The organism is Spirillospora sp. NPDC048824, assembly GCF_043198455.1.
Taxonomy (GTDB): domain Bacteria; phylum Actinomycetota; class Actinomycetes; order Streptosporangiales; family Streptosporangiaceae; genus Spirillospora.
On the sequence record NZ_JBICUS010000005.1, the window covers coordinates 154,842 to 173,904 of the forward strand.

Here is a 19,063-nt window from a genome sequence, read left to right on the forward strand (position 1 = left end):
AGGGATGATGGGCGAACACCGAAACCACGTGCCCCAGAACCACGGGCGGAAGAACGACCAGGACAAACCGCTCGCCGACCGTCGCGCCGAAGGGAACGCCCCGCAGGAGGACGACCACGACTTCGCGGACGAGCACACCCCGGGCCCCACCGACCCGCCGATCGCCGAAGCCGAGACCCCCGGCGGCGAGGACGACGGCTACACCTCCCAGACGGAGATCCCCTGACAGTCGGCGGACCCGGTGCCCTCCTCCCGACCCGCCCCCCAAGCAAGCCCCGTCCGCTCCGACCGCCGGATCTCGGGCTGCTGCGGGTTCGGCATGATCTTCGCCTCCTATGCGCTGGACGGTTGGGGACGCAGCGGGTCGTGCCCCACGCTCATGAGCGCGTGACGCCACTCCTCGTCCCGTTCCGCATTCTGCGGGCGGTTCTCCAGCCGGTCCTCCACGTAGTCCACGACCTCCTGCATCACCTCGGCGTCGCCGTCGGTCAGGTCGACCTTCCGCTTGCGCAGCACGTCCACCACGCGGGCGCCGAGCTCGGAGACCCCCGGGCTCGGACCCGCCGGGAAGGCCTCCTCACCCGAGGCGTCGGTGAGCAGCCACGTCCGCAGCTCGTCGGAGGTCATGTTGACGAGCCGGTGGAAGTCCTCCCAGGCCAGCTCCGCCTCAGCCGGAATGCGATCGTTCATCGGTAACTCCCTGTCGGCCGTTCACGGCCGCCGTACCCGAGTCCCGGCTCCCCATTCACCTCGCCGCGGGCGGCCGGGGCCCGGTGTGCCAGACTCCTGCGGGCAGGACCTCCGAGGTCGGCCGGACGGATCGCGAGCAGAGGGAGCACCATGGAACTCGTCCACTCGGGCAAGGTCAGGGACGTCTATGCGGACGGGGACGAACTGATCCTCGTCGCGTCCGACCGGGTGAGCGTGTACGACGTCGTCCTGCCGACGCAGATCCCCGACAAGGGGAAGATTCTCACGCAGCTCTCCCTCTGGTGGTTCGAGCAGCTCGCCGACATCATCCCGAACCACATCGTGTCCGCGACCGACGTGCCCGGTGAGTGGGCGGGACGCGCCGTCCGCTGCCGCCGCCTCACCATGCTCCCCGTGGAGTGGATCGCCCGCGGCTACCTCGCCGGCCTGGGTCTCAAGGAGTACGAGAAGACCGGCACCGTCTCCGGGATCCCGCTGCCGGACGGCCTGGTCGAGGCGTCCAGGCTGCCCGAGCCGATCTTCACCCCGACGACCAAGGCCACCGAGGGCCACGACGAGTTCATCACCTATGACGACGTGGTGAACGAGATCGGCGACGACACCGCCACCCGCCTCCGCGAAATCACGCTGGAGATCTACAGGCGCGGCGCCGCCATCGCCGCCGAGCGCGGCATCATCATCGCCGACACCAAACTGGAGTTCGGACGCGCCGCCGACGGCACCCTCACCCTCGGCGACGAAGTTCTGACCTCGGACTCCTCGCGTTTCTGGCCTGCCGGGCAGTGGCAGCCAGGCCGGCCCCAGCACGCGCTGGACAAGCAGTTCGTCCGCGACTGGAGCAGCACCCTCGACTGGGACCGCACCCCTCCCGGCCCCGCCATCCCCCAGGAAGTCGTGGACGCCACCCGCGCCCGCTACATCGACGTCTACGAACGCCTCACCGGCCGCCCCTGGACCTCCTGAGGAGCCCCGACGGCCCTCAGAAGGCGGAGCGGTCGCCGCTCGCCACGATCTCCCGCCCCAGCGGGGCCAGCGAGACCGGGATCAGCTTGAAGTTGGCGATGCCGAACGGGATGCCGATGATCGTGAGGCAGAGCAGGACGCCGGTGACGATGTGCCCGAGGGCGAGCCACCACCCGGCGACGATGATCCAGATGACGTTCCCCACGAGCGAGCCCAGGCCCGCGTCCCGCCTGGGTACGGTCGTCCGGCCGAAGGGCCACAGCGCGAACCCCGCGATGCGGAACGAGGCGATGCCGAACGGGATCGTGATGATCAGGACGCAGCAGACGATCCCGGCGATCACATAACTCACCGCCAGCCAGAACCCCGCCAGCACCAGCCACAGGACGTTCAACAGAGTGCGCACAAGAGCCTCCCGACGGCAGCATAGATCGTCCCGCCGGTGAACGTCCGGCGGACGAGCCGCCGGTGGGACGTCAGAAGTGGCCGTCCAGGTCGGCGAGGAGGCGCCGTTTCGGCTTCGCGCCGATGATCTGGCGGACGACCTCGCCGTCGCGGTAGAGGTTGAGCGTGGGGAACCCCATGACGCCGTACCGCGCCACGATCTCCGGGTGGTCGTCGCCGTTGAGTTTGGCGACGGTCAGGCGGTCGCCGTGCTCCGCCTCGATCTCCTCAAGGATCGGCGCGATCATTTTGCAGGGCGGGCACCAGTCCGCCCAGAATTCGACCAGTACCGGCTTGCCGGCGTGGAGCACCCGCTCGTCGAAGTTCTCGGTCGTCAGCGTGATCATTCGTTTCCTCCGGTGACAGGGCACAGCCGGGGCAGGCACGCGCCAGTTGACCGGCCACGTCGGCACGGTGGCGGATCAGGGTGCGGATCTCGGCGTCGATCTCGGCGAGCCTGCGCTGGTAGACGGCGACCGATTCGGGGCACGCGGCGCCGTCGGAATGACCGGCGCGCAGACAGTCCACGAACGGGCGCGTGTCGTCCAGCGTGAAACCGGACGCCAGCAGCGAGCGGATCTCCATGACGAGCCGCACGTCGGCCTCCTCGTACTGCCGGTAGCCGTTGGCCGCGCGCCGCGCCGGGAGCAGCCCCTGCTCCTCGTAGTAGCGCAGCGTGCGGGTGCTCACCCCCGCCCGCGCCGCAAGTTCCCCGATCCGCATCCGGGCCCCTCCTCGCTTCATGGCCGCTTGCGACCGTAACCCTTCACACCGGCGTCAAGGTCAAGCCCGGTCGGGGACGGGGCCCGGCGAAACCGCGCCGGGCCCGTCCCGTCCGGTCAGCGGCCCTGGAGCGCGCGGACGTTGTCGCCGAACGTCCAGCCCTTCGACCCGTCCCAGTTGACGGACCAGGTCATCAGACCCTTCAACCGTCCGTCGTAGTGGTTCCATGCCTGCGCGACCAGGCCCGTCGGCATGTGGCCGCCGCCGGCGCCCGGCTGCGCGGGCAGGCCCGGCACCTGCTTGTCGTAAGGCACCCGGATGGTGGTGCCCTGGATGACGAGGCCGTCGTTCAGGCAGTCGGTCTGCGCGACGAAGCCCTCGACCGTCCCGGCGGGGTAGGAGTCGCCGGAGCAGCCGTACATGCTGCCGTTGTAGTACTGCATGTTGAGCCACCAGAGCCGGCCGTTGTCCGCGTACTTCTTGATGATCGGCAGGTAGGCGCCCCAGATCGAGCCGTAGACGACGCTGCCGCCGGTCACGTAGGCGGTCTCGGGCGCCATCGTGAGCCCGAAGCCGGACGGCATCCGCGCGAGCACGCCGTCGATGATGCGGATCAGGTTGGCCTGCGACGCGGACAGGCTGTCGATGTCGCCGCTGCCCGTCAGGCCCGTCTCGATGTCGATGTCGATCCCGTCGAAGTTGTACCTCTTCAGGATGGGCACGACCGTCTCGACGAACCGGTCCGCGACGGCGCTGGAGCCGAGGTCGATGCCGGCCGTCGCACCGCCGATCGACATCAGGATGGTGGCGCCGGCCGCCTTGGCCGCACACATCTCCGCCGGTGTGGCGACCTGCACCGTCCGGTCCATGCCGTCCTCCCACAGGACGGTGCCGTCCGAGCGGATGACGGGGAACGCCGCGTTGATCACGTTGTAGCCGTGCTGCCCGATCACGGGGTTGTCGATCGGGGTCCAGCCGAACGGCGGGTGGACGCCGTTGGACGCGCCGTCCCAGTTCTCCCAGTAGCCCTGCAGCACCTTGCCGGCGGGCTTCGGCTTCACCGGGCAGGTCTCATCACCGGTGGGCGGCGTCGTCGGCGGGGTGGTCGGCGGGGTGGTCGGCGGCGTCGTGGGCGGCGTGGTCGGCGGGGTGGTGGGCGGTTGCGAGCCGTCACAGGCGCCCAGGTCGCGCCACAGCGTCGGTGTGGCCGCCGGGTTCCAGCCGGTGCCCGGGTACGCGGTGTGGGCGACGATGGCCTCGTACCCTCGGCCGCTGTAGGCGACCTTGTCACCCACCGCGTAACTGCCGCCTTCGGCCCAGGCCGGGAAGGTGCAGGCGACGAGGGACACGGGTCGGGCGGACGACGGCGCGGACAACACGACCACGGCGCCGAGCGACAGGACCAGCGCCACCAGCGCCGAGCCGAACGCGGCGACGGCCGCGGACCATCGCCTGTGCTTGGGGTTCATGAGTGCGACTCCTCCAGAACGGGGACAGAGGAGCCGGCGCAGAGCCAAACGAGTCCCGCGGACGAGACCCTCCCAGGCCGCAAGGCGCATAACCGGCGTGGACGCCAGTAGCAGCGTAACCGCTCCGGTCTAGACCGGGAAGGGTCAGGATCTCGCCGCACCAAGAGTCACGAACCGATGGCGGAGCGTCATGCGATGGTCAAGAATCACCTGATGATCAGCCACTGAGATCCCGCATCGGGAGTGGAGTCGCCCTGATCGGCCTCACGAGGCCCAGAAAAGCCGATGGGGAGCGGCCCTTTCGGGCGGCTCCCCTGCCTAAGCGTGGCTCCACCATAAGCGATACCCAACGTGACCGCAAGCGACACAGAGGAAGCAGGGAATGGTCGGACAGGACGAACTTCTCAAGGCACGCATCTGCGAACTCCTGGAGTCATGGCAGCCATGGCAGCGACGCCTCTGGGACGGCTGGCCTCTCCATGAGCTCCTCGAAGCCTGATGGGGCCGGCTCAGTCGTGGTGTCCTCGACGGGGCGGGCGTCCGGTGAGGCGGGCGACGAGGTGGGCGGCGGGGAAGTCGGTGGCCGACCGGAAGGACTCGCCGGCCCACAGGTTGACGCCTTCCGGGTCGCCTTGGGCGATGGACGCCTTGCGCAGGGGTGAGGTCACGTAATGGACGTCGGGGTAGGCGGCCGGTGCGTGCGCCGAGTGTTCGGTGAGGAACCGGTTGACGAGGCCGCGGGCGGGCCGTCCGCTGAACGCTCTGGTCATCGCGGTGGAGGTGAAGCGGGGGTCGGCCAGCGCCGCCTTGTGAACGGGGTTCGCGCCGCTCTCCGGGCAGCGGACGAATGCCGTCCCGAGCTGGGCGGCGACGGCGCCGAGGTCCAGTATCTCCGCGACGTCGGATGCGGTGGCGAGGCCGCCGGCGGCGATCAGGGGTTGCGCGGTGATGGCCCGGACGTCCTGGAGGAGGGTCCGCAGCGGCACGGGTTCGCCGGACGTGTTGGTGAACGAGCCGCGGTGTCCGCCGGCCTCGGAGCCTTGGAGGCAGAGTGCGTCGGCGGCGGAGGCCCGGCGGGCTTCGCCGGTGGTGGTGACGGTGACGATCACGACGGTGCCGCGCTTCTGGAAGGCGTCGATGACGGCCGGGTCGGGGCAGCCGAAGGTGAAGCTCACGTAGGGCGGCGGGTCGTCCAGCAGGTCGGCGACCTTGGCGTCGTAGGCGTCGTCGCGGGCGGACGGGGTGCCCGGGGAGACGCCGAGGCGTTCGGCTTCGGGGGCCAGGCGGTCGCGGTAGGCGGCGACGGCGGCCGGGGCGATGTCGTCGAGTGACGGCATGAAGACGTTCATCCCGAACGGGCGGGACGTGAGCCGCCGTGTCGCGGTGATGTCCGCGCGCATGGCCTCGGCGGTCTTGTAGCCGGCGGCGAGGAAGCCGAGGCCGCCCGCGTCCGACACGGCGGCGGCCAGCTCGGGAGTCGAGGGTCCGCCCGCCATCGGCGCCTGGACGATCGGGAGTTCCGGCCACATGACGCTCACCCTCGTCTCCGCATGCGCCATGATCGGCACGATAGCCCGGTGGACGGAAGGGGGCGGCATGCGGGTGCTGCTGCACTACGACATGGACCACGAAGAGGCCGGCCTGGACGTCGTGAGCTGTTCGGAGCAGGACGACGAGCGGTTCGCGGAACTGCTGCCCGACACCGAGGTCATCTGGCATGTGCTGCGTCCCCTCACGGCCGCCGACATGGACCGGGCGCCGGAGCTGAGGCTGATCCAGAAGCTCGGTACCGGGGTGAACACCATCGATCTGGACGCCGCCCGGGAGCGCGGGATCGCGGTGGCCAACATGCCCGGCCAGAACGCGCAGGCCGTCGCGGAGACGAGCCTGCTGCTGGCGCTGGCGACGCTGCGGAGGATCGTCCCGTTCGACGCGCGGACGCGCCGCGGTGAGGGCTGGCCCGCCGGCCGTTCCCTGGTCGGCGGTGAGCTGGCGGGACGGACGGTGGGGCTCCTCGGCGGCGGTCAGATCGCGAATCTGCTGCGCGGGATGCTGGAGGCGGTCGGCGCGACCGTCCTCTACACGTCCCGGAGCCCGCGCCCCGGCGACCCCGCCTGGCGGGAGCTGGACGACCTGCTGAGGTCGAGCGACGTCGTGTCGGTGCACGTTCCGCTGACCGGCGAGACCCGCCATCTGCTGGACGCGGAGCGGCTGGCGCTGCTCCCGGAGGGCGCGATCGTGGTGAACACGGCGCGCGGCGCGGTCATCGACGAGGCGGCGCTGGTGGAGGCGCTACGGTCGGGGCGTCTGGGCGGCGCCGGGCTGGACGTCTTCGAGGAGGAGCCGGTGGACGCGGGCAACCCGCTGCTCGCCCTGTCCAACGTCGTCGTGATGCCGCACGTGGCGTGGCTGACCGGGGAGACGTGGGACCGGTACTTCGCGGTCGCGGCGGAGAACTGCCGCCGCCTCATGCGGGGCGACGGCCTGCTCCACCGCGTCGTCTAGGGGATCAGCACCGGCTTGACGACCTTGCCGGACTGGGCGTCCGCCTCCGCCTGGTTGATCTGGTCGAGCGGGTAGGACGTGATGAGCCGGTCGAACGGGAACCGGCCCTGCCGCCACAGCTCGATCATCTTCGGGATGAAGGTCTGCGGGACGGCGTCGCCCTCGATGATGCCCTTGACCGTGCGTCCCATCAGCAGGAGGTTCGCGTCCAGGGTGTATTCGGCGGCGCCGACGCCGACGAGGCCGCAGACGCCGGTGGTGCGCAGCGACGTGACGGCCGTCGCGACGACCTCGGGGACGGCGGTGGTGTCGAATGAGTACTGGACGCCCTCGCCGCCGGAGATCGCCCGGATCTGCCCGGCGATGTCGTCGTCCGCGCCGTTCAGGACGTGGGTGGCGCCGAGTTCGCGGGCCAGGTCGAGCCGTGACTCGTGCAGGTCGACGGCGATGATCGTGGTGGCGCCGGCGACGCGCGCGGCCATCACGGCGGACAGGCCGACCGCGCCCGCCCCGAACACCGCGATGGAGTCCCCGGCGCCGACGCCGAGCGAGATCAGCACGGACGCGGCACCGGTCTGGACGCCGCAGCCGAGCGGCCCCAGCTGTTCGAGCGGGACGTCCCGGGTCACCGGCACGACGTTGTGGACGGTTCCGAGCGCGTGGCTCGCGAACGACGACTGCCCGAACCAGCGGGTGTGGACGGCCTCGCCGTCGCCGGTCGTCGCGCGGGGCGTCCCGTCGAGGGGGACGGCGAGCATGTTGAGCGCCATCATCTGCGGGCAGGCGCCGGGGACCGCGGCGCGGCAGTTGTCGCACACGCCGCACGAGTCGAACGACATGACCACGTGGTCGCCTTCGGTGAATCCGGTGACGCCGGGGCCGGTGGCCTCGACCACCCCGGAGCCCTCGTGGCCGAGGACGACGGGCTTGGTGACCAGGTCTCCCGGTATCCGCCCGAGCAGGTCGGTGTGGCACATGCCGGCGCCCGCGATCCGCACGAGGACCTCGCCGGGGCCGGGGTCGGCCAGGTCGAGGGATTCGATCGTGTAGGGCGCGTCTGCGGCGCGCAGCACCGCGGCGTTGATCTGCACCAGGGGTTCCTCAATCCAGGGAGTAGCGGACCGGCAGGCGCTTGAGGCCGCCGACGAACGTGGTGGCGGTGTTCTCCGGCGTCCCGGCGAGCCCGATCGAGCCGAGGCGGGGCAGCAGTTCCTCGAAGAACGCGCGGACCTCGATGCGGGCCAGCGCCGCGCCCAGGCAGTAGTGGACGCCGAACCCGAACGCCAGGTGCTTGTTCGGGTCTCGTCCGACGTCGAAGCGGAACGGGTCGTCGAAGACGTCCTCGTCCCGGTTCGCGGACGGATACGACAGCAGCACCGCGTCGCCTTCGCGGATCGTGACGCCGCGCAGCTCGTAGTCCTCGGTGGCGGTGCGCATGAACTCCTTGACGGGCGTGACCCAGCGGATCATCTCGTCCACGGCGAACGGCATCAGCTCCGGCTTCCCGCGGAGCCGGTCGAGCTGGTCCGGGTTCTCGATGAGGGCGTGCAGGCCGCCGGAGATCGTCGCGCTGGTCGTGTCGTGCCCGGCGGTCGCGACGATGACGTAGTAGGAGGCGGTGTCGAAGTCGTTCAGGGGCTCGCCGTCGATGCGCGCATTGGCGATCGCGGACGCGAGGTCGTCCGTGGGGTTCTTGCGGCGCGCCTCCGTCAGCTCCTGGAAGTAGGCGAAGAAGTCGAGGAGGACCTGGAGTTTCTCCTCGTTGGACGCTCCGCGCTGGAACTCGTCGTCATCGCCGCCGAACAGCTCCTGCGTGAGCTTCAGCATGCGGTCGAAGTCGCTTTCGGGCAGGCCGAGCAGCGAGAGGATCACGTACAGCGGGAAATGGACGGCGACCTCCTGCGCGAAGTCGCATTCGCCGCCGAGGTCGACCATCCGGTCGACGTACCGTTTCGCCAGCTCTTTCACGCGCGGTTCGAGGGCCCGCATCGCGCGCGGCCGGAACCAGTCGGCGCCGATCGCCCGGATGACCCGGTGGTCGGGGTCGTCCATGTGGATCAGCGTGCGCAGCGCGATGCCCTGCTCCGCCCGCTCCCGGTTCATCTGGTCGAACTCGGCGGTCGCGAGCAGCGGACGCGGCGCGTTGAGGAACAGCTCATGGTTGCGTTCGACCTCGAGGACGTCCTCGTGCTTCGTGATCGCCCAGAACGGGTTGTAGCCGGGCGCGTCCACGAAGTGCACCGGCGATTCGCGGCGCAGCAGCGTGAGCGAATCGTGCAGGCGGCGGTCGTCCGCGTAGGCCTTCGGGTCGGCGAGGGCCAGGCCCGCCTCGTTCACGGTCAGCGTCATTGCTCGACTCCTCCGTCACGCGCTACTGGCAACGGGGCACGCGCTCTGGGCGGCGGGCCGTCCCAGAAACCTACGGGGCCGAATCTCGTTCGGTCAACGCTTTCCGCAGAGCGCCGCCTACTCGCGGCCGTCGATGAACGCGCCGTCGGCCAGATCCTTGAAGCGTTCGAGATCCTCGGCGGGGGCGTCGATCCCGCGCAGCGGCCCGGCGTCGGCGAGGTGGGTCCGGGCGTAGAGCCGCGCGACCAGCGCCTTGCGGTCGCCGCCCGAGTCCGCGCGCTCCCACCCGGCCTGCTCCAGCAGCAGCGCCGCCGCGTACACGTCGGCCATGTACTGGGCCAGCGGGAAGAGCCTCGCCTCGGCGACGGTCCTGTCCAGCCCGCGCCACTTCTCGATGGCCTGCCGGAGATGCCCGATGCGGTCGCCGACCAGCTCGGCGGTGGCGTCGTCGCCCTCGGGTGCCCGCCGGACGGCCTCGGTGAGCCGGTCGAGGAACGGCTCGTGCGCGTCCTGCCGCTCGACGGCGCGGCGCACGTCCAGGCACAGGACGTTGTCGCCGCCCTCCCAGATCGGGTTGACCTGCGCGTCCCGGAGGATCCGCGCCACCGGCCACTGCTCGATGTAGCCGTTCCCGCCGTGCACCTCGATGGCGTCGCTCGCGGCCGTCACACCCAGCCTGGCCGCCCTCAGCTTGATCAGCGCCGCGCCGATGCGCAGCCGCGGACGCCCCAGGTACCCGTCGAACACGAGCGCCTGGGCGGCCTCGGTCTCCACGATCAGCTCGGCGAGCTTGCGCCGCATCAGCGGCTGCTCGGCCAGCGGGGCACCGAACGCCTCCCGCGCCCGCGCGTAGCAGAGCGACTCGACCAGCGCCCTCCGCGCGCACCCGACGCCCATCATCGAGATGCCGAGTCGGGCGCCGTTCGTCAGCTCCATCATCCGGGCGAGGCCCTTGCCGTCGCCGCCCTGCCCGGCGCTCGACGCCGGGGCCAGCAGGAACGCCTCCGCGTCGGTGAACTCGATCTCCGCCGACGCCACCGACCGCGTGCCGAGCTTGTCCTTGAGCCGCCGGATCCTGACGCCGTTGCGCGTCCCGTCCCGCCGCTCCTTGAGGACGAGGAACGGCGCGATCCCCCGCACCCCGTCGGCGGCGCCCTCGGGCTTGGCCAGCACCACGAACGCCGAGCCGTTCGCGTTGGACGCGAACCACTTGAACCCGCTGAGCCGCCACGCGTCCCCCTCCCGGGACGCCGTCGACTCCAGCGCGCCCAGGTCGGAACCACCGGAACGCTCGGTGAGCATCTGCGCGGCCTCACCGGACATCTCCCCGGCCGCGAACAGTTCCCGGACCCGCGCCTTCACGTCCTCGGGCGCGAACATCTCCGTCAGGCCCACGACCATGTCGCCGCCCGTGCCCAGCGCGCACGCCATGCCGATGTCGGCCTGATCCAGCAGGTAGCTCCAGGCCACGCCCATGGGCGCGGGGTCGACGCCGTTCCGCTTCGCCTCCGCGACGAAGTCGGGCCGCGTGAAGGACGTCGCGACGATGTCCTTGCGCGCCGCCTCGAACGACGGCGGCATGACGACCTCGCTGACGTCGCGTCCCCACCGGTCGTACTTCTCCAGCCGCGGCGGGTTCCTGTCCGTCTCCTCGGCCCGCTCGGCGATCGGCCCGCCCATCAGCGCACCCATCTCCCGCAGCCTCGGCTCGGCCCAGCCGAACCCGTTCCCCAGGTGCCGGCGCATCAGGAACCGCAGCGTGGGGTCGCAGTCGTACCAGTTGAGGCCCGCGGCCCCCTGGTAACGCTCCGTCGCGTACCGGCGGGCCTTCTCCGCGCCGCCGAACGGGAGCCGGTCGAACGGCTCGATCAGATAGGACGCCATACCCCGGACGTTACACTTCTCCATCACGCGATGGAAGGCTGTAATCTCGGTCGAGCCGCCTCCGCGAACCCCGGTAAGGTCACCAGCAGAGATGAGAAGCCCGGAGATCCGCCCGCTCACGGCGCGCTCGGTGGTGCTGAGCACGCTGCTGGGCGTCCACCCTCCCCGGCTTCCCGCCCGCTACCTCGTCCGCGTCGGCGACCTGTTCGGCATCGCCGAGGGGACGGTCCGGGTCGCGCTCTCCCGCATGGTCGCCTCGGGCGACCTCGTCCAGTCCGGCGGCACCTACGCCCTCACCGAACGGCTCCTCGAACGCCAGGCCCGGCAGGACGAGAGTCTCCTCCCTCCGGCCGTCACCTGGGACGGCACCTGGGAGATCGCCGTCATCACCGCCGAACGCCGTCCCGCCGCCGACCGCGCCGCCCTGCGCCGGGCCATGTCCGCGCTCCGCCTCGCCGAACTCCGCGAAGGCACCTGGCTGCGCCCCGCCAACCTGACCCGCCCCCGCCCCGGCATCGTCGTCCGCCAGTGCACCTTCCTGTCCGGCCGCCCCGAAGAGGACCCCGCCGCCTTGGCCGCCACCCTCTGGGACCTCGATGCCTGGGCGGCCAAGGCGCGCACCCTCCACACCGCCCTGACCGAGGCGACCACGATCGCCGAACGCTTCACCCTCGCCGCCGCCGTCCTGCGCCACCTCCTGAACGACCCGCTCCTTCCCCCGCCCCTCGTTCCCTCCGACTGGCCGGGCCCGGACCTCCGCACCCACTACGAGCGTTTCGAGACCGACTTCGAGGAGCTCCTCACCAACCACGTCCTCACCTAGCGTCTGCGGTGGTTCGTCACTCTTCGTCGGCGCGGGGGTTGTAGGTGCCGGCCCATTCGCGGTCCGAGAGTTTGCAGATGGCGTCCATGACCTCGTCGGTGATGACGCGGCGGGCCCGGCCCGGCGGGAGGTCGCGGTAGCGGGTGAAGTCCATCGGCTCCCCGATGCGGATCGTGGGACGGACGCGGAGCCGCGGGCGCCACGTGCCGAGCGGGATGATGTGGTCGGTCTCCCCGATGGCCACGGGGATGACCTTGGCGCCGGAGGCCATGGCCAGCCAGGCGACGCCCGTGCGGCCCCGGTAGATGCGGCCGTCCGGGGAACGGCTGCCCTCCGGGTAGATGGCGACGCCGCCGCCCGCGTCCAGGACGGCCGCGATCTGCTCCAGTGCGCGGACGGCGGCACGGGTCGGGCCCCGCTTGACCGGGACGTTCCCCAGCGCGAAGAGGCCCCACCGGATCAGCCGCCCGAACCGGCCGGGCAGTTCGAAGTACTCCGACCTGGCCAGGTAGAAGAGGCGGCGGTGGACGACCGGTGACAGGGCGAAGCTGTCGGCGAACGACAGGTGGTTGCTCGCCAGGATGAACGGGCCCTCGGCAGGGATGTTGGCCTTGCCCTCCACCTTGGGGCGCAGCAGAAGCCGGAGCACGGTCCCGGCCGTGCGCGAGAAGACGCCGTAGATCACGCGGCCTCCTGCAAGTCGGTAGCGAGACCGAATCTAGGAAGCCTCCGGGTGGTGCGAATCCGCCAAGTGACCGGCGTCATGCCTCCGCCCGAGCCGGCCGCCTCGTGACGGATCCTCTGGGACGGGTCCACCGGAGCGTCCGGTGGACCCGTCCGGCACGATCTCTCATGAGACGAGGAGGTGGAAGGTGTCGATCAAGCCGGGGGACCCGGTGCGCCGGCGTCCCGGACGCCCGCCCAAGACGGAGGCCGGGGACACCAAGGCGGCGCTGGTCGAGGCGGCGCTGCGGCTCTTCGCGCAGAAGGGGTACGCGGGCACCTCGATCCGCGCGATCGCCCGCGAGGTCGGGCTCAGTGAGAGCGTGCTCTACGCACATTTCGCCAGCAAGCAGGACATCTTCGAGGCGGCCGTGGCCCAGCTCGGGCCGCAGGGCCTGATGTCCGGGCGGGAGGAACTGACCCAGGAGCTGATCGACGGCGACCCGGGCGCCGCCGTCCGCGCGCTGGTCGCGCACGTCCTCGACGCCTGGGACTCGCCGAGCGGACGGCTGTTCATCAGCCTGATGGTCCGGGACGGCCTGGTCCACACCGCCGACATGGGCCACACGATCACGCGGTCGATGTCGGAGATGGCGCCGCTCTTCCAGCACTGGATCGACACCGGCCGGATCGCGCCCGATCTCGGCCGTCCCGCCGATCTGGCCTGGGCGCTGTTCGGGCCGATCGGCCAAGCGCGGTTACTGTGGTTGCACGCCGATGCCGCGCCCGACGAACGGCAGGAGGCCCGGGAAAGGGCGCTGCGGCACACCGAACTGTTCGTCAGGGCGGTCTTCCGCGAGCGGGAGTCCCCGGACGGGTGATCGTGGAGGACGTGATCAGCGATGGCGGGCCTGGACGGTGACTTCTCCGGCGGACCGGTGGAGACGGTGCCCGGGGCGATCCGGATCCTGCTGGCCGAGGACGTCGCGCTCCTGCGCGGCGCGCTGATCGGCCTGCTCGACCTGGAGCCCGACCTGGAGGTCGTGGCGGAGATCGAGAGCGGCGACGCGATCGTGCGGGCGGCGCTGCGGCACCGGCCGGACGTCGCCGTGCTGGACGTCGACCTGCCCGGGGTGGACGGCGTCACCGCCGCCGCGGAACTGCACGAGCGGCTGCCGGAGTGCCGGGTGCTCATCCTGACCGGGCTCGGGCGTCCCGGTGACCTGCGGCGGGCGCTGGACGCGCACGCGAACGGCTTCGTCCTCAAGGACATGCCGCCCGCCGAACTGGCCGAGGCGATCCGCCGGGTCGCGGCGGGCGAGCAGGTGGTCGACCCGCAGCTCGCGCTGGTGGCGCTGCGGCAGCCCGAGAGCCCCCTCACGCCCCGGGAGGCGCAGGTACTGCGGCTGGCGGCCGAGGGCGCGGACGTCGACGACATCGCGCTGGCGCTCGGCCTGACGGTCGGCACCGTCCGCAACTATCTGGCGAACTGCATCACCAAGCTGAACGCGCGCAACCGGATCGACGCGGTGCGCATCGCCGGCGAGTTCGGCTGGGTGTGAGGCACCCCGGGCATGGCCGGATGTGGCCGCGTCCGGCGGGTGTGGCGACGATGTGAGAAACGCATGGCCGGACCCTCGGGCGATTCACATGCGGACCGGTGAGCGGCGCACTGGGCAGGGCGAACACGCGATGACACGCTCCGAGGCATGGGGCACTCGCTGTACGGGCGCGCGGCCGAGGTCGCCGAGATCGACCATCTGGTGGGACGTGCGCGGGCCGGTGCGGGCGGCGGGGTCCTGGTTCTGCGCGGCGAGGCCGGAATCGGGAAGACCGCGCTGCTCGACCACGCCGAGGCGACCGCGGACGGGATACGCGTCCTGCGCGGCGGCGGGATCGAGGCGGAGGCCGGCGTTCCGTTCGCGGCCCTGCATCTGCTGCTCGGCGACACCGCGTTCGAGGATCTGCCCGCTCCGCAGGCGGAGGCACTGAAGGCCGCGCTCGGGCTCGCCCGGCCGCGCGCGGAGGAGCGGCTGCTCGTCGGGCTGGCGCTGCTGACGCTGCTCGGCGGCCCGGCGGCGGACACGCCGGTGCTGTGCCTGGTGGACGACGCGCAGTGGCTCGACCGGGAGTCGGCGGACGCGCTGCTGTTCGCCGCACGCCGGGTCGCCGCGCGCGACGTCGTCTTCCTCATCGCGGTACGGGACGACACCGCCGCGTGGCCCCGGACGGACCTCCCCGAACGTCACCTGGCCCGCCTCGACACCGAGGACGCGCGGCTCCTGCTGGACGAGCGGGCGCCGCGCACCCCGGCGGAGCGGCGCGACCGCGTCGTCGGGCAGGCGCGCGGCAACCCCCTCGCGCTCATCGAGTTCGCCGCCGCCGGGTCGGGGCGGCTCGCCCACGTCCCGGCGGAGTTCGAACGGGCCGTCCGCGACCTGCCCGAACCGGCGCGGGTGCTGCTCGCCGTCGTGGCCGCCGACGACACCGGTGAGCCGGGTGTCGCGGTCCAGGCGGCGCGGCGCCTGGGCGTGCCGTTCGACGCGCTGGAACCGGCGGAGGACGCGGGGCTGGTGGAGGTGACCCGCACCTCGATCGGTTTCCGGCATCCGCTGGCCCGCGCCGCCGCGTACCAGGGCGTCCCGGTCACCCGGCGCATCGCCGTCCACCATGCGCTCGCCGACGTCCACGCGCGGGCGGGCGACGCGGGCCGGCGGGTCCGGCATCTGGCCGCCGCGGCCCTCGGGACCGACGACTCCGTCGCCGCGGAACTGGAGTCGGCGGCGGGCGACATCCGGGACCGGGGCGGCCCGTCCGTCGCGGCCTTCGCCTACGAGCGCGCCGCCCGCCTCGCCGGTGAACCGGAGGTGCGCGCCCGGCGGCTGGTGGCGGCGGCCGAGGCGGAACTGGCCGGCGGACGCCCCGGGCGGGCCCGGACGCTCGCGGACGAGGCGGCCCGGGCGGACGGCCCCGAGGAGACGCGAGCGCGCGTCGATCTCGTGCGGGCCGGGATCGAACTGGAGCACGGTGCGCCGCAGGCCGCCGGGCGGCTGCTGCTGGAACGGGCCCGGAGCTGCGGCGATCCGGAGATCCGCGCGCGGATGCTCGACGAGGCCGTGTTCCACGCGTGGTCCTGCGGCGACCGGGAGACGGCGGTCGAAGCGCGGGACCGGTACCCCGGCACGTCGGTCATGGCGCGGGCGCTGTCGGCGCTGCTGGACGATGACGTCGCGTCCGCCCGGCGGCTCCTGCGCGACGCGGGCGGCGAGCCGGACGAGCGGCTGCGGCTGCTCGGCGCCGAGGTCGCCCTGCTGATCGGCGACGACGCGGCCGCCGCCGAGATGTCGGCGCAGCTGGCCGCCCGGTGCCGCGAACGCGGGCTGCTCGCCCTCGTCCCGCGCGCGCTCGCCGTCCAGGCGTGGGCCCGGCTCTTCCACGGCGCGCACGACGACGCCCGGTCGCTGACCGGGGAGGCGCTGGAGATCGCGGAGGACGCGGGGCAGCGCCGGCAGGCCGCGGCACTGCGCATCATCCGGGCACGGCAGGCGGCGATCGAGGGGGACGAGGTCCGCTGCCGCGCACTGTCGGCCGACGGGCGGGTCGGTGCCGCGCTCGGCCTGCTCGCCCTCGGTCTGGGCCGTCCCGAGGACGCCTTCGAGCACCTCCAGGACGCGCACCCCGGCTCGGCGGCGCACACCCCGCCGGTGGTCCTCGCGCTCGCCGACACCGTGGAGGCCGCCGTCGCGTCGGGGCGTCCCGACGCGGGCCGCGAGCCGATGGAGCGGCTGGCGGCGTTCGCCCGCAACGCCGGGCAGCCGTGGGCGGACGGCGTCGCCTCACGCTGCCGGGCCCTGCTCACGACCACGGCGTCCACGGCCACGGCGTCCACCGGCACGGGGGACGGCGAGGTCGAGCGGCATTTCACGCTCGCGCTCGCGTCCCACCGGCGGGGCGGGCGGCCGTTCGAACGCGCGCGGACGGAGCTGCTGTACGGCGAGTGGCTGCGCCGGTCGCGGCGCCGCGCGCAGGCGCGGGCCCGCCTCCGCGCCGCGCTGGAGATCTTCGAGCGGCTCGGCGCGGTCCCGTGGGCGGAGCGGGCCCGCGGGGAGCTGCGCGCCGCCGGCCAGGGCGTGCGGGCGGACGGGGACGATCTGCCGGGGCGGCTGACCGCGCAGGAGATGCAGGTCGTCCGGCTGGCGATGACGGGCGCGACCAACCGGCAGATCGCGGCCCGGCTGCGGCTGAGCCACCGCACGGTCGCCTACCACCTGTACAAGGCGTTCCCGAAGCTCGGTGTCGCGTCCCGCGCCGAGCTGCACCGGTACGTCCCGGCCGCCGACACCGGCGCGGGCCGCCCCGCCTGACGCGTGCCGCCGGCACCCTGCCTGCCGTGCCCCGCCCGGTCCCACCTGACGGCCCCTGGCGTCCCCGCCACAAAAATATTCAGTCGCTAATTTTTCTTGATCGTGGGCCCCCGCCGTTTCATCATCCGAAGAGACGGCGTTGGGGGGCCGGTGGACGTGGCGCGACGGTACGGATCCGCTCGGCGACGAGACCAGCCGGCGGGGCCTGCACCTGCTTCAGCGGGCCTCGCGGGCCGGACGCCCCTGTTCGCACGCGTCATCACCGGCATGTACCTGGTACTGATGCTGCAGACCCGGCTGCTGAAGCAGGCCGAGACCGGCCCGTCCCACATGCTGCTGTCGGCCACCATCGTGATCACCGGCATCTTCGGGGTGCAGTGGCTGCTCGTCCTGTACGGCCCGCGCTCGCAGCAGCCCCGCCGGTGGGTGATCGTGACGCATCTGGCGGTGCAGTCGGCGCTGGCGCTGCTGCCGCTGCTGGTGTTCGGCACGCACTGGTATCCCATCGTGGGCGGGTTCCTCGCCGGCGCGATGCTGCTTCTGCTGCGTCCGCCGCTGTCGTGGTTCATGGTGGGGCTGGTCGCGGCGGCGGAGGGCCTGCTGCGGTACTCCCAGGGCTGGTCCGCGCAGGACGTGTCGTTCTGTGTCATGGCGACGATGAACGTCGGGCTGTCGATGTACGCGCTGACGCGGCTGTCCGGGTTCGTCCGGGAACTGCACGCCACCCGGGCGCAGTTCGCGGCGGCCGCGGCGGCGCGGGAGCGGCTGGAGGCGGCGGGCAGCCTGCGCGCGGTGCTGGGCGCGGCGCTCACCCGGGTCGAGCTGGTGAGCCGGCGCGCCCGGGAGCGGCTGCCGCTCGACGCGGCCGCGGCCCGCGCCGACCTGGACGAGGTGGCCCGCACCGCGCGGCGCGCGGCGACGGACGTCCGGTCGATCGTCGGCGCGCTGCAGGGCCCCTCCCCCAGGCGCCACCGTCCCGGACGTGTGACGCAGTCGCGTCTGGCCTGGACGATCCTGGTGTTCGTGACCGTCGGCTTCGGCTGGCAGCAGGTCACGTACGTTCACACGGGCACGGGCGGTTCGTGGCGGGCGACCGGCGCGGCGGCGGTCGTGGCGGTCGCGATCTCGGTGTTGCAGCTCCGGCACTCCTCGACCGTGCTGCGCGGGCGGCGGCCGAGGGCGGGGGCGTGGACGCTGTCCGCACAGGTCCTGCTGATCTTCGTCCCGTACGCCCTGCTCGGCCCGGCCTGGGCGACGATGGCGTGCCTGGCGACCGGTTCGGTGCTGCTGGTGTCGCGCGGGCGGTGGGCGTGGATCCTGTTCTCGCTGACCATCGCCCTGTGGTGCGTCCCGGCTCTGTGGGCCTCGTACGGGACGCTGTTCTACCTCTACACGTGTGCGGTCTCGGTGCAGATCGGCGTGGTCGTGTACGCGCTGTACCGGCTGCCGCAGCTGGCCCGGGAGGTCGATGTCGCCCGTGAGCGGCTGGCGCGGATGGCGGCGCTGCACGAGCGGCTGCGCATCTCCCGCGACGTCCACGATCTGCTCGGCCTCGGGCTGTCGACGATCACGGTCAAGGCGGAGCTGGCGCGGCGGCTGGTCACCACCGATCCGGTGCGCGCGGCGGCCGAGCTGGGCGAGCTCGCCGCCCTCGCCGAGCGGTCGCGGGCGGACGCCAGCGCGGTCGCCGAGGAGGACAGGGCCCTGTCCCTGCGGGACGAGGCCGTGTCGGCACGTGCCGCGCTGACCGCCGCCGGCGCCGAGGTCCACCTGAAGCTGCCCGACCTCCGGGACCTGGCGCCGTCCTCCCCAGTGGACGGCGCACTGGCGGCCGTGCTGCGCGAATCCGTCACCAACGTCCTGCGGCATGCGCATCCGGAGCGCTGCGACATCACGGTCACCGTCCACCAGGGGATCGTGCGGCTCACGGTCGTCAACGACGGCGTCATCCCGCCGTCGTTCACCGGGACCGACCCCGGGACGGGCAAGGGCCTGTCGAACCTGACGGTCCGGACCGGCGCCCTCGGCGGCTCCCTCTCAGCCGGGACGGACGGGAACGGCGGGTTCACACTCGTCGCGGAGATCCCCCTCCACGCGGGCGGGGGGATGGTGGAAGAGCCCCGTCACATGACGGATTCGCCGCTTCCCTTCCGTGCCTAGCGTTC

The 19,063-nt window shown here is 72.4% G+C and carries 18 protein-coding genes; 8 read left to right on the forward strand and 10 right to left on the reverse strand.

The genetic code is table 11. The annotated features are described in order from the left end of the window. Positions 1 to 7: 7 nt before the first annotated feature. Entirely contained in the window at positions 8 to 226 is a 219-nt protein-coding gene (locus tag ACGFIS_RS11875; protein WP_392912866.1) for a hypothetical protein, read from the forward strand. Positions 227 to 333: 107 nt separating this feature from the next. On the opposite strand, the gene ACGFIS_RS11880 is transcribed toward ACGFIS_RS11875, so the two are convergent. After that, positions 334 to 690, reverse strand: a complete 357-nt coding sequence (locus ACGFIS_RS11880; RefSeq protein WP_392912867.1) for a DUF3140 domain-containing protein — start codon at positions 688 to 690, stop codon at positions 334 to 336. Positions 691 to 840: 150 nt separating this feature from the next. On the opposite strand from ACGFIS_RS11880, the gene ACGFIS_RS11885 reads away from it, so the two are divergent. After that, positions 841 to 1,674 carry a phosphoribosylaminoimidazolesuccinocarboxamide synthase gene (locus ACGFIS_RS11885; RefSeq protein ID WP_392912868.1) on the forward strand — a complete coding sequence of 278 codons (834 nt, stop codon included), beginning with the start codon at positions 841 to 843 and terminating at the stop codon, positions 1,672 to 1,674. 16 nt (positions 1,675 to 1,690) lie between these two features. Here ACGFIS_RS11885 and ACGFIS_RS11890 read toward each other — a convergent pair whose 3' ends face one another. From ACGFIS_RS11890 to ACGFIS_RS11910, 5 genes are all read right to left on the reverse strand, one after another. Further along, a complete protein-coding gene (locus tag ACGFIS_RS11890; protein WP_392912869.1) occupies positions 1,691 to 2,080 on the reverse strand; it encodes a YccF domain-containing protein in 390 nt (129 codons plus the stop codon). Between the two features lie 70 nt (positions 2,081 to 2,150). Continuing rightward, on the reverse strand, positions 2,151 to 2,465 hold the full coding sequence (trxA, locus tag ACGFIS_RS11895) for a thioredoxin (RefSeq protein WP_392912870.1): 315 nt from the start codon (positions 2,463 to 2,465) through the stop codon (positions 2,151 to 2,153). Beyond that, positions 2,347 to 2,841, reverse strand: coding sequence for a MerR family transcriptional regulator (locus ACGFIS_RS11900; protein ID WP_392912871.1), 495 nt, complete (start codon positions 2,839 to 2,841; stop codon positions 2,347 to 2,349). The genes trxA and ACGFIS_RS11900 overlap by 119 nt, the downstream gene beginning before the upstream one ends. A 116-nt stretch (positions 2,842 to 2,957) precedes the next feature. After that, positions 2,958 to 4,310: a carbohydrate-binding protein gene (locus tag ACGFIS_RS11905; protein WP_392912872.1), complete on the reverse strand. Its 1,353-nt coding sequence runs from the start codon at positions 4,308 to 4,310 to the stop codon at positions 2,958 to 2,960. 509 nt (positions 4,311 to 4,819) lie between these two features. Next, entirely contained in the window at positions 4,820 to 5,869 is a 1,050-nt protein-coding gene (locus ACGFIS_RS11910; protein WP_392912873.1) for a nitronate monooxygenase, read from the reverse strand. 37 nt (positions 5,870 to 5,906) lie between these two features. Here ACGFIS_RS11910 and ACGFIS_RS11915 point away from each other — a divergent pair, with 37 nt between their 5' ends. Then, on the forward strand, positions 5,907 to 6,815 hold the full coding sequence (locus tag ACGFIS_RS11915; RefSeq protein ID WP_392970541.1) for an NAD(P)-dependent oxidoreductase: 909 nt from the start codon (positions 5,907 to 5,909) through the stop codon (positions 6,813 to 6,815). Here ACGFIS_RS11915 and ACGFIS_RS11920 read toward each other — a convergent pair. The 3 genes from ACGFIS_RS11920 to ACGFIS_RS11930 all read right to left on the reverse strand — a co-directional run bounded on the left by ACGFIS_RS11920 (position 6,812) and on the right by ACGFIS_RS11930 (position 11,048). Next, complete coding sequence (locus ACGFIS_RS11920) at positions 6,812 to 7,906, reverse strand: NAD(P)-dependent alcohol dehydrogenase (RefSeq protein WP_392912876.1); 1,095 nt, start codon at positions 7,904 to 7,906, stop codon at positions 6,812 to 6,814. The two genes, ACGFIS_RS11915 and ACGFIS_RS11920, sit on opposite strands and share 4 nt — an antisense overlap. Positions 7,907 to 7,916: 10 nt before the next feature. Then, a complete protein-coding gene (locus tag ACGFIS_RS11925; RefSeq protein WP_392912878.1) occupies positions 7,917 to 9,164 on the reverse strand; it encodes a cytochrome P450 in 1,248 nt (415 codons plus the stop codon). A gap of 117 nt (positions 9,165 to 9,281) precedes the next feature. Then, positions 9,282 to 11,048: an acyl-CoA dehydrogenase family protein gene (locus ACGFIS_RS11930; RefSeq protein ID WP_392912879.1), complete on the reverse strand. Its 1,767-nt coding sequence runs from the start codon at positions 11,046 to 11,048 to the stop codon at positions 9,282 to 9,284. Positions 11,049 to 11,139: 91 nt separating this feature from the next. Here ACGFIS_RS11930 and ACGFIS_RS11935 point away from each other — a divergent pair, with 91 nt between their 5' ends. After that, positions 11,140 to 11,871 (forward strand): PaaX family transcriptional regulator C-terminal domain-containing protein, encoded by a 732-nt coding sequence (locus ACGFIS_RS11935; protein ID WP_392912880.1) that lies wholly within the window; start codon positions 11,140 to 11,142, stop codon positions 11,869 to 11,871. 16 nt (positions 11,872 to 11,887) lie between these two features. Here ACGFIS_RS11935 and ACGFIS_RS11940 read toward each other — a convergent pair whose 3' ends face one another. Next, on the reverse strand, positions 11,888 to 12,556 hold the full coding sequence (locus tag ACGFIS_RS11940; protein ID WP_392912881.1) for a lysophospholipid acyltransferase family protein: 669 nt from the start codon (positions 12,554 to 12,556) through the stop codon (positions 11,888 to 11,890). A 187-nt stretch (positions 12,557 to 12,743) separates the two neighbouring features. Here ACGFIS_RS11940 and ACGFIS_RS11945 point away from each other — a divergent pair, with 187 nt between their 5' ends. The 4 genes from ACGFIS_RS11945 (at position 12,744) to ACGFIS_RS11960 (ending at position 19,058) form a co-directional block, all read left to right on the forward strand. After that, a complete protein-coding gene (locus ACGFIS_RS11945) occupies positions 12,744 to 13,415 on the forward strand; it encodes a TetR/AcrR family transcriptional regulator (RefSeq protein ID WP_392912882.1) in 672 nt (223 codons plus the stop codon). A gap of 21 nt (positions 13,416 to 13,436) precedes the next feature. Next, the gene (locus ACGFIS_RS11950; protein ID WP_392912883.1) at positions 13,437 to 14,096 is read left to right on the forward strand and encodes a DNA-binding response regulator; all 660 of its coding nucleotides are present in this window, start codon (positions 13,437 to 13,439) and stop codon (positions 14,094 to 14,096) included. A gap of 147 nt (positions 14,097 to 14,243) precedes the next feature. After that, on the forward strand, positions 14,244 to 16,898 hold the full coding sequence (locus ACGFIS_RS11955) for an AAA family ATPase (protein WP_392912884.1): 2,655 nt from the start codon (positions 14,244 to 14,246) through the stop codon (positions 16,896 to 16,898). Between the two features lie 267 nt (positions 16,899 to 17,165). Beyond that, positions 17,166 to 19,058 (forward strand): sensor histidine kinase, encoded by a 1,893-nt coding sequence (locus tag ACGFIS_RS11960; protein WP_392912885.1) that lies wholly within the window; start codon positions 17,166 to 17,168, stop codon positions 19,056 to 19,058. The last annotated feature ends 5 nt before the right edge of the window (positions 19,059 to 19,063 follow it).

Excerpts from the sequence above, each read along its gene's own strand:
- ACGFIS_RS11885 (WP_392912868.1), top strand. The coding sequence starts at position 841 with ATGGAACTCGTCCACTCGGGCAAGGTCAGGGACGTCTATGCGGACGGG.
- ACGFIS_RS11875 (WP_392912866.1), top strand. The coding sequence starts at position 8 with ATGGGCGAACACCGAAACCACGTGCCCCAGAACCACGGGCGGAAGAAC.
- ACGFIS_RS11930 (WP_392912879.1), bottom strand. The coding sequence starts at position 11,048 with ATGGCGTCCTATCTGATCGAGCCGTTCGACCGGCTCCCGTTCGGCGGC.
- ACGFIS_RS11900 (WP_392912871.1), bottom strand. The coding sequence starts at position 2,841 with ATGCGGATCGGGGAACTTGCGGCGCGGGCGGGGGTGAGCACCCGCACG.
- ACGFIS_RS11915 (WP_392970541.1), top strand. The coding sequence starts at position 5,907 with ATGCGGGTGCTGCTGCACTACGACATGGACCACGAAGAGGCCGGCCTG.
- ACGFIS_RS11950 (WP_392912883.1), top strand. The coding sequence starts at position 13,437 with ATGGCGGGCCTGGACGGTGACTTCTCCGGCGGACCGGTGGAGACGGTG.
- trxA (WP_392912870.1), bottom strand. The coding sequence starts at position 2,465 with ATGATCACGCTGACGACCGAGAACTTCGACGAGCGGGTGCTCCACGCC.
- ACGFIS_RS11935 (WP_392912880.1), top strand. The coding sequence starts at position 11,140 with ATGAGAAGCCCGGAGATCCGCCCGCTCACGGCGCGCTCGGTGGTGCTG.
- ACGFIS_RS11925 (WP_392912878.1), bottom strand. The coding sequence starts at position 9,164 with ATGACGCTGACCGTGAACGAGGCGGGCCTGGCCCTCGCCGACCCGAAG.
- ACGFIS_RS11910 (WP_392912873.1), bottom strand. The coding sequence starts at position 5,869 with ATGGCGCATGCGGAGACGAGGGTGAGCGTCATGTGGCCGGAACTCCCG.
- ACGFIS_RS11955 (WP_392912884.1), top strand. The coding sequence starts at position 14,244 with ATGGGGCACTCGCTGTACGGGCGCGCGGCCGAGGTCGCCGAGATCGAC.
- ACGFIS_RS11905 (WP_392912872.1), bottom strand. The coding sequence starts at position 4,310 with ATGAACCCCAAGCACAGGCGATGGTCCGCGGCCGTCGCCGCGTTCGGC.
- ACGFIS_RS11960 (WP_392912885.1), top strand. The coding sequence starts at position 17,166 with ATGTACCTGGTACTGATGCTGCAGACCCGGCTGCTGAAGCAGGCCGAG.
- ACGFIS_RS11880 (WP_392912867.1), bottom strand. The coding sequence starts at position 690 with ATGAACGATCGCATTCCGGCTGAGGCGGAGCTGGCCTGGGAGGACTTC.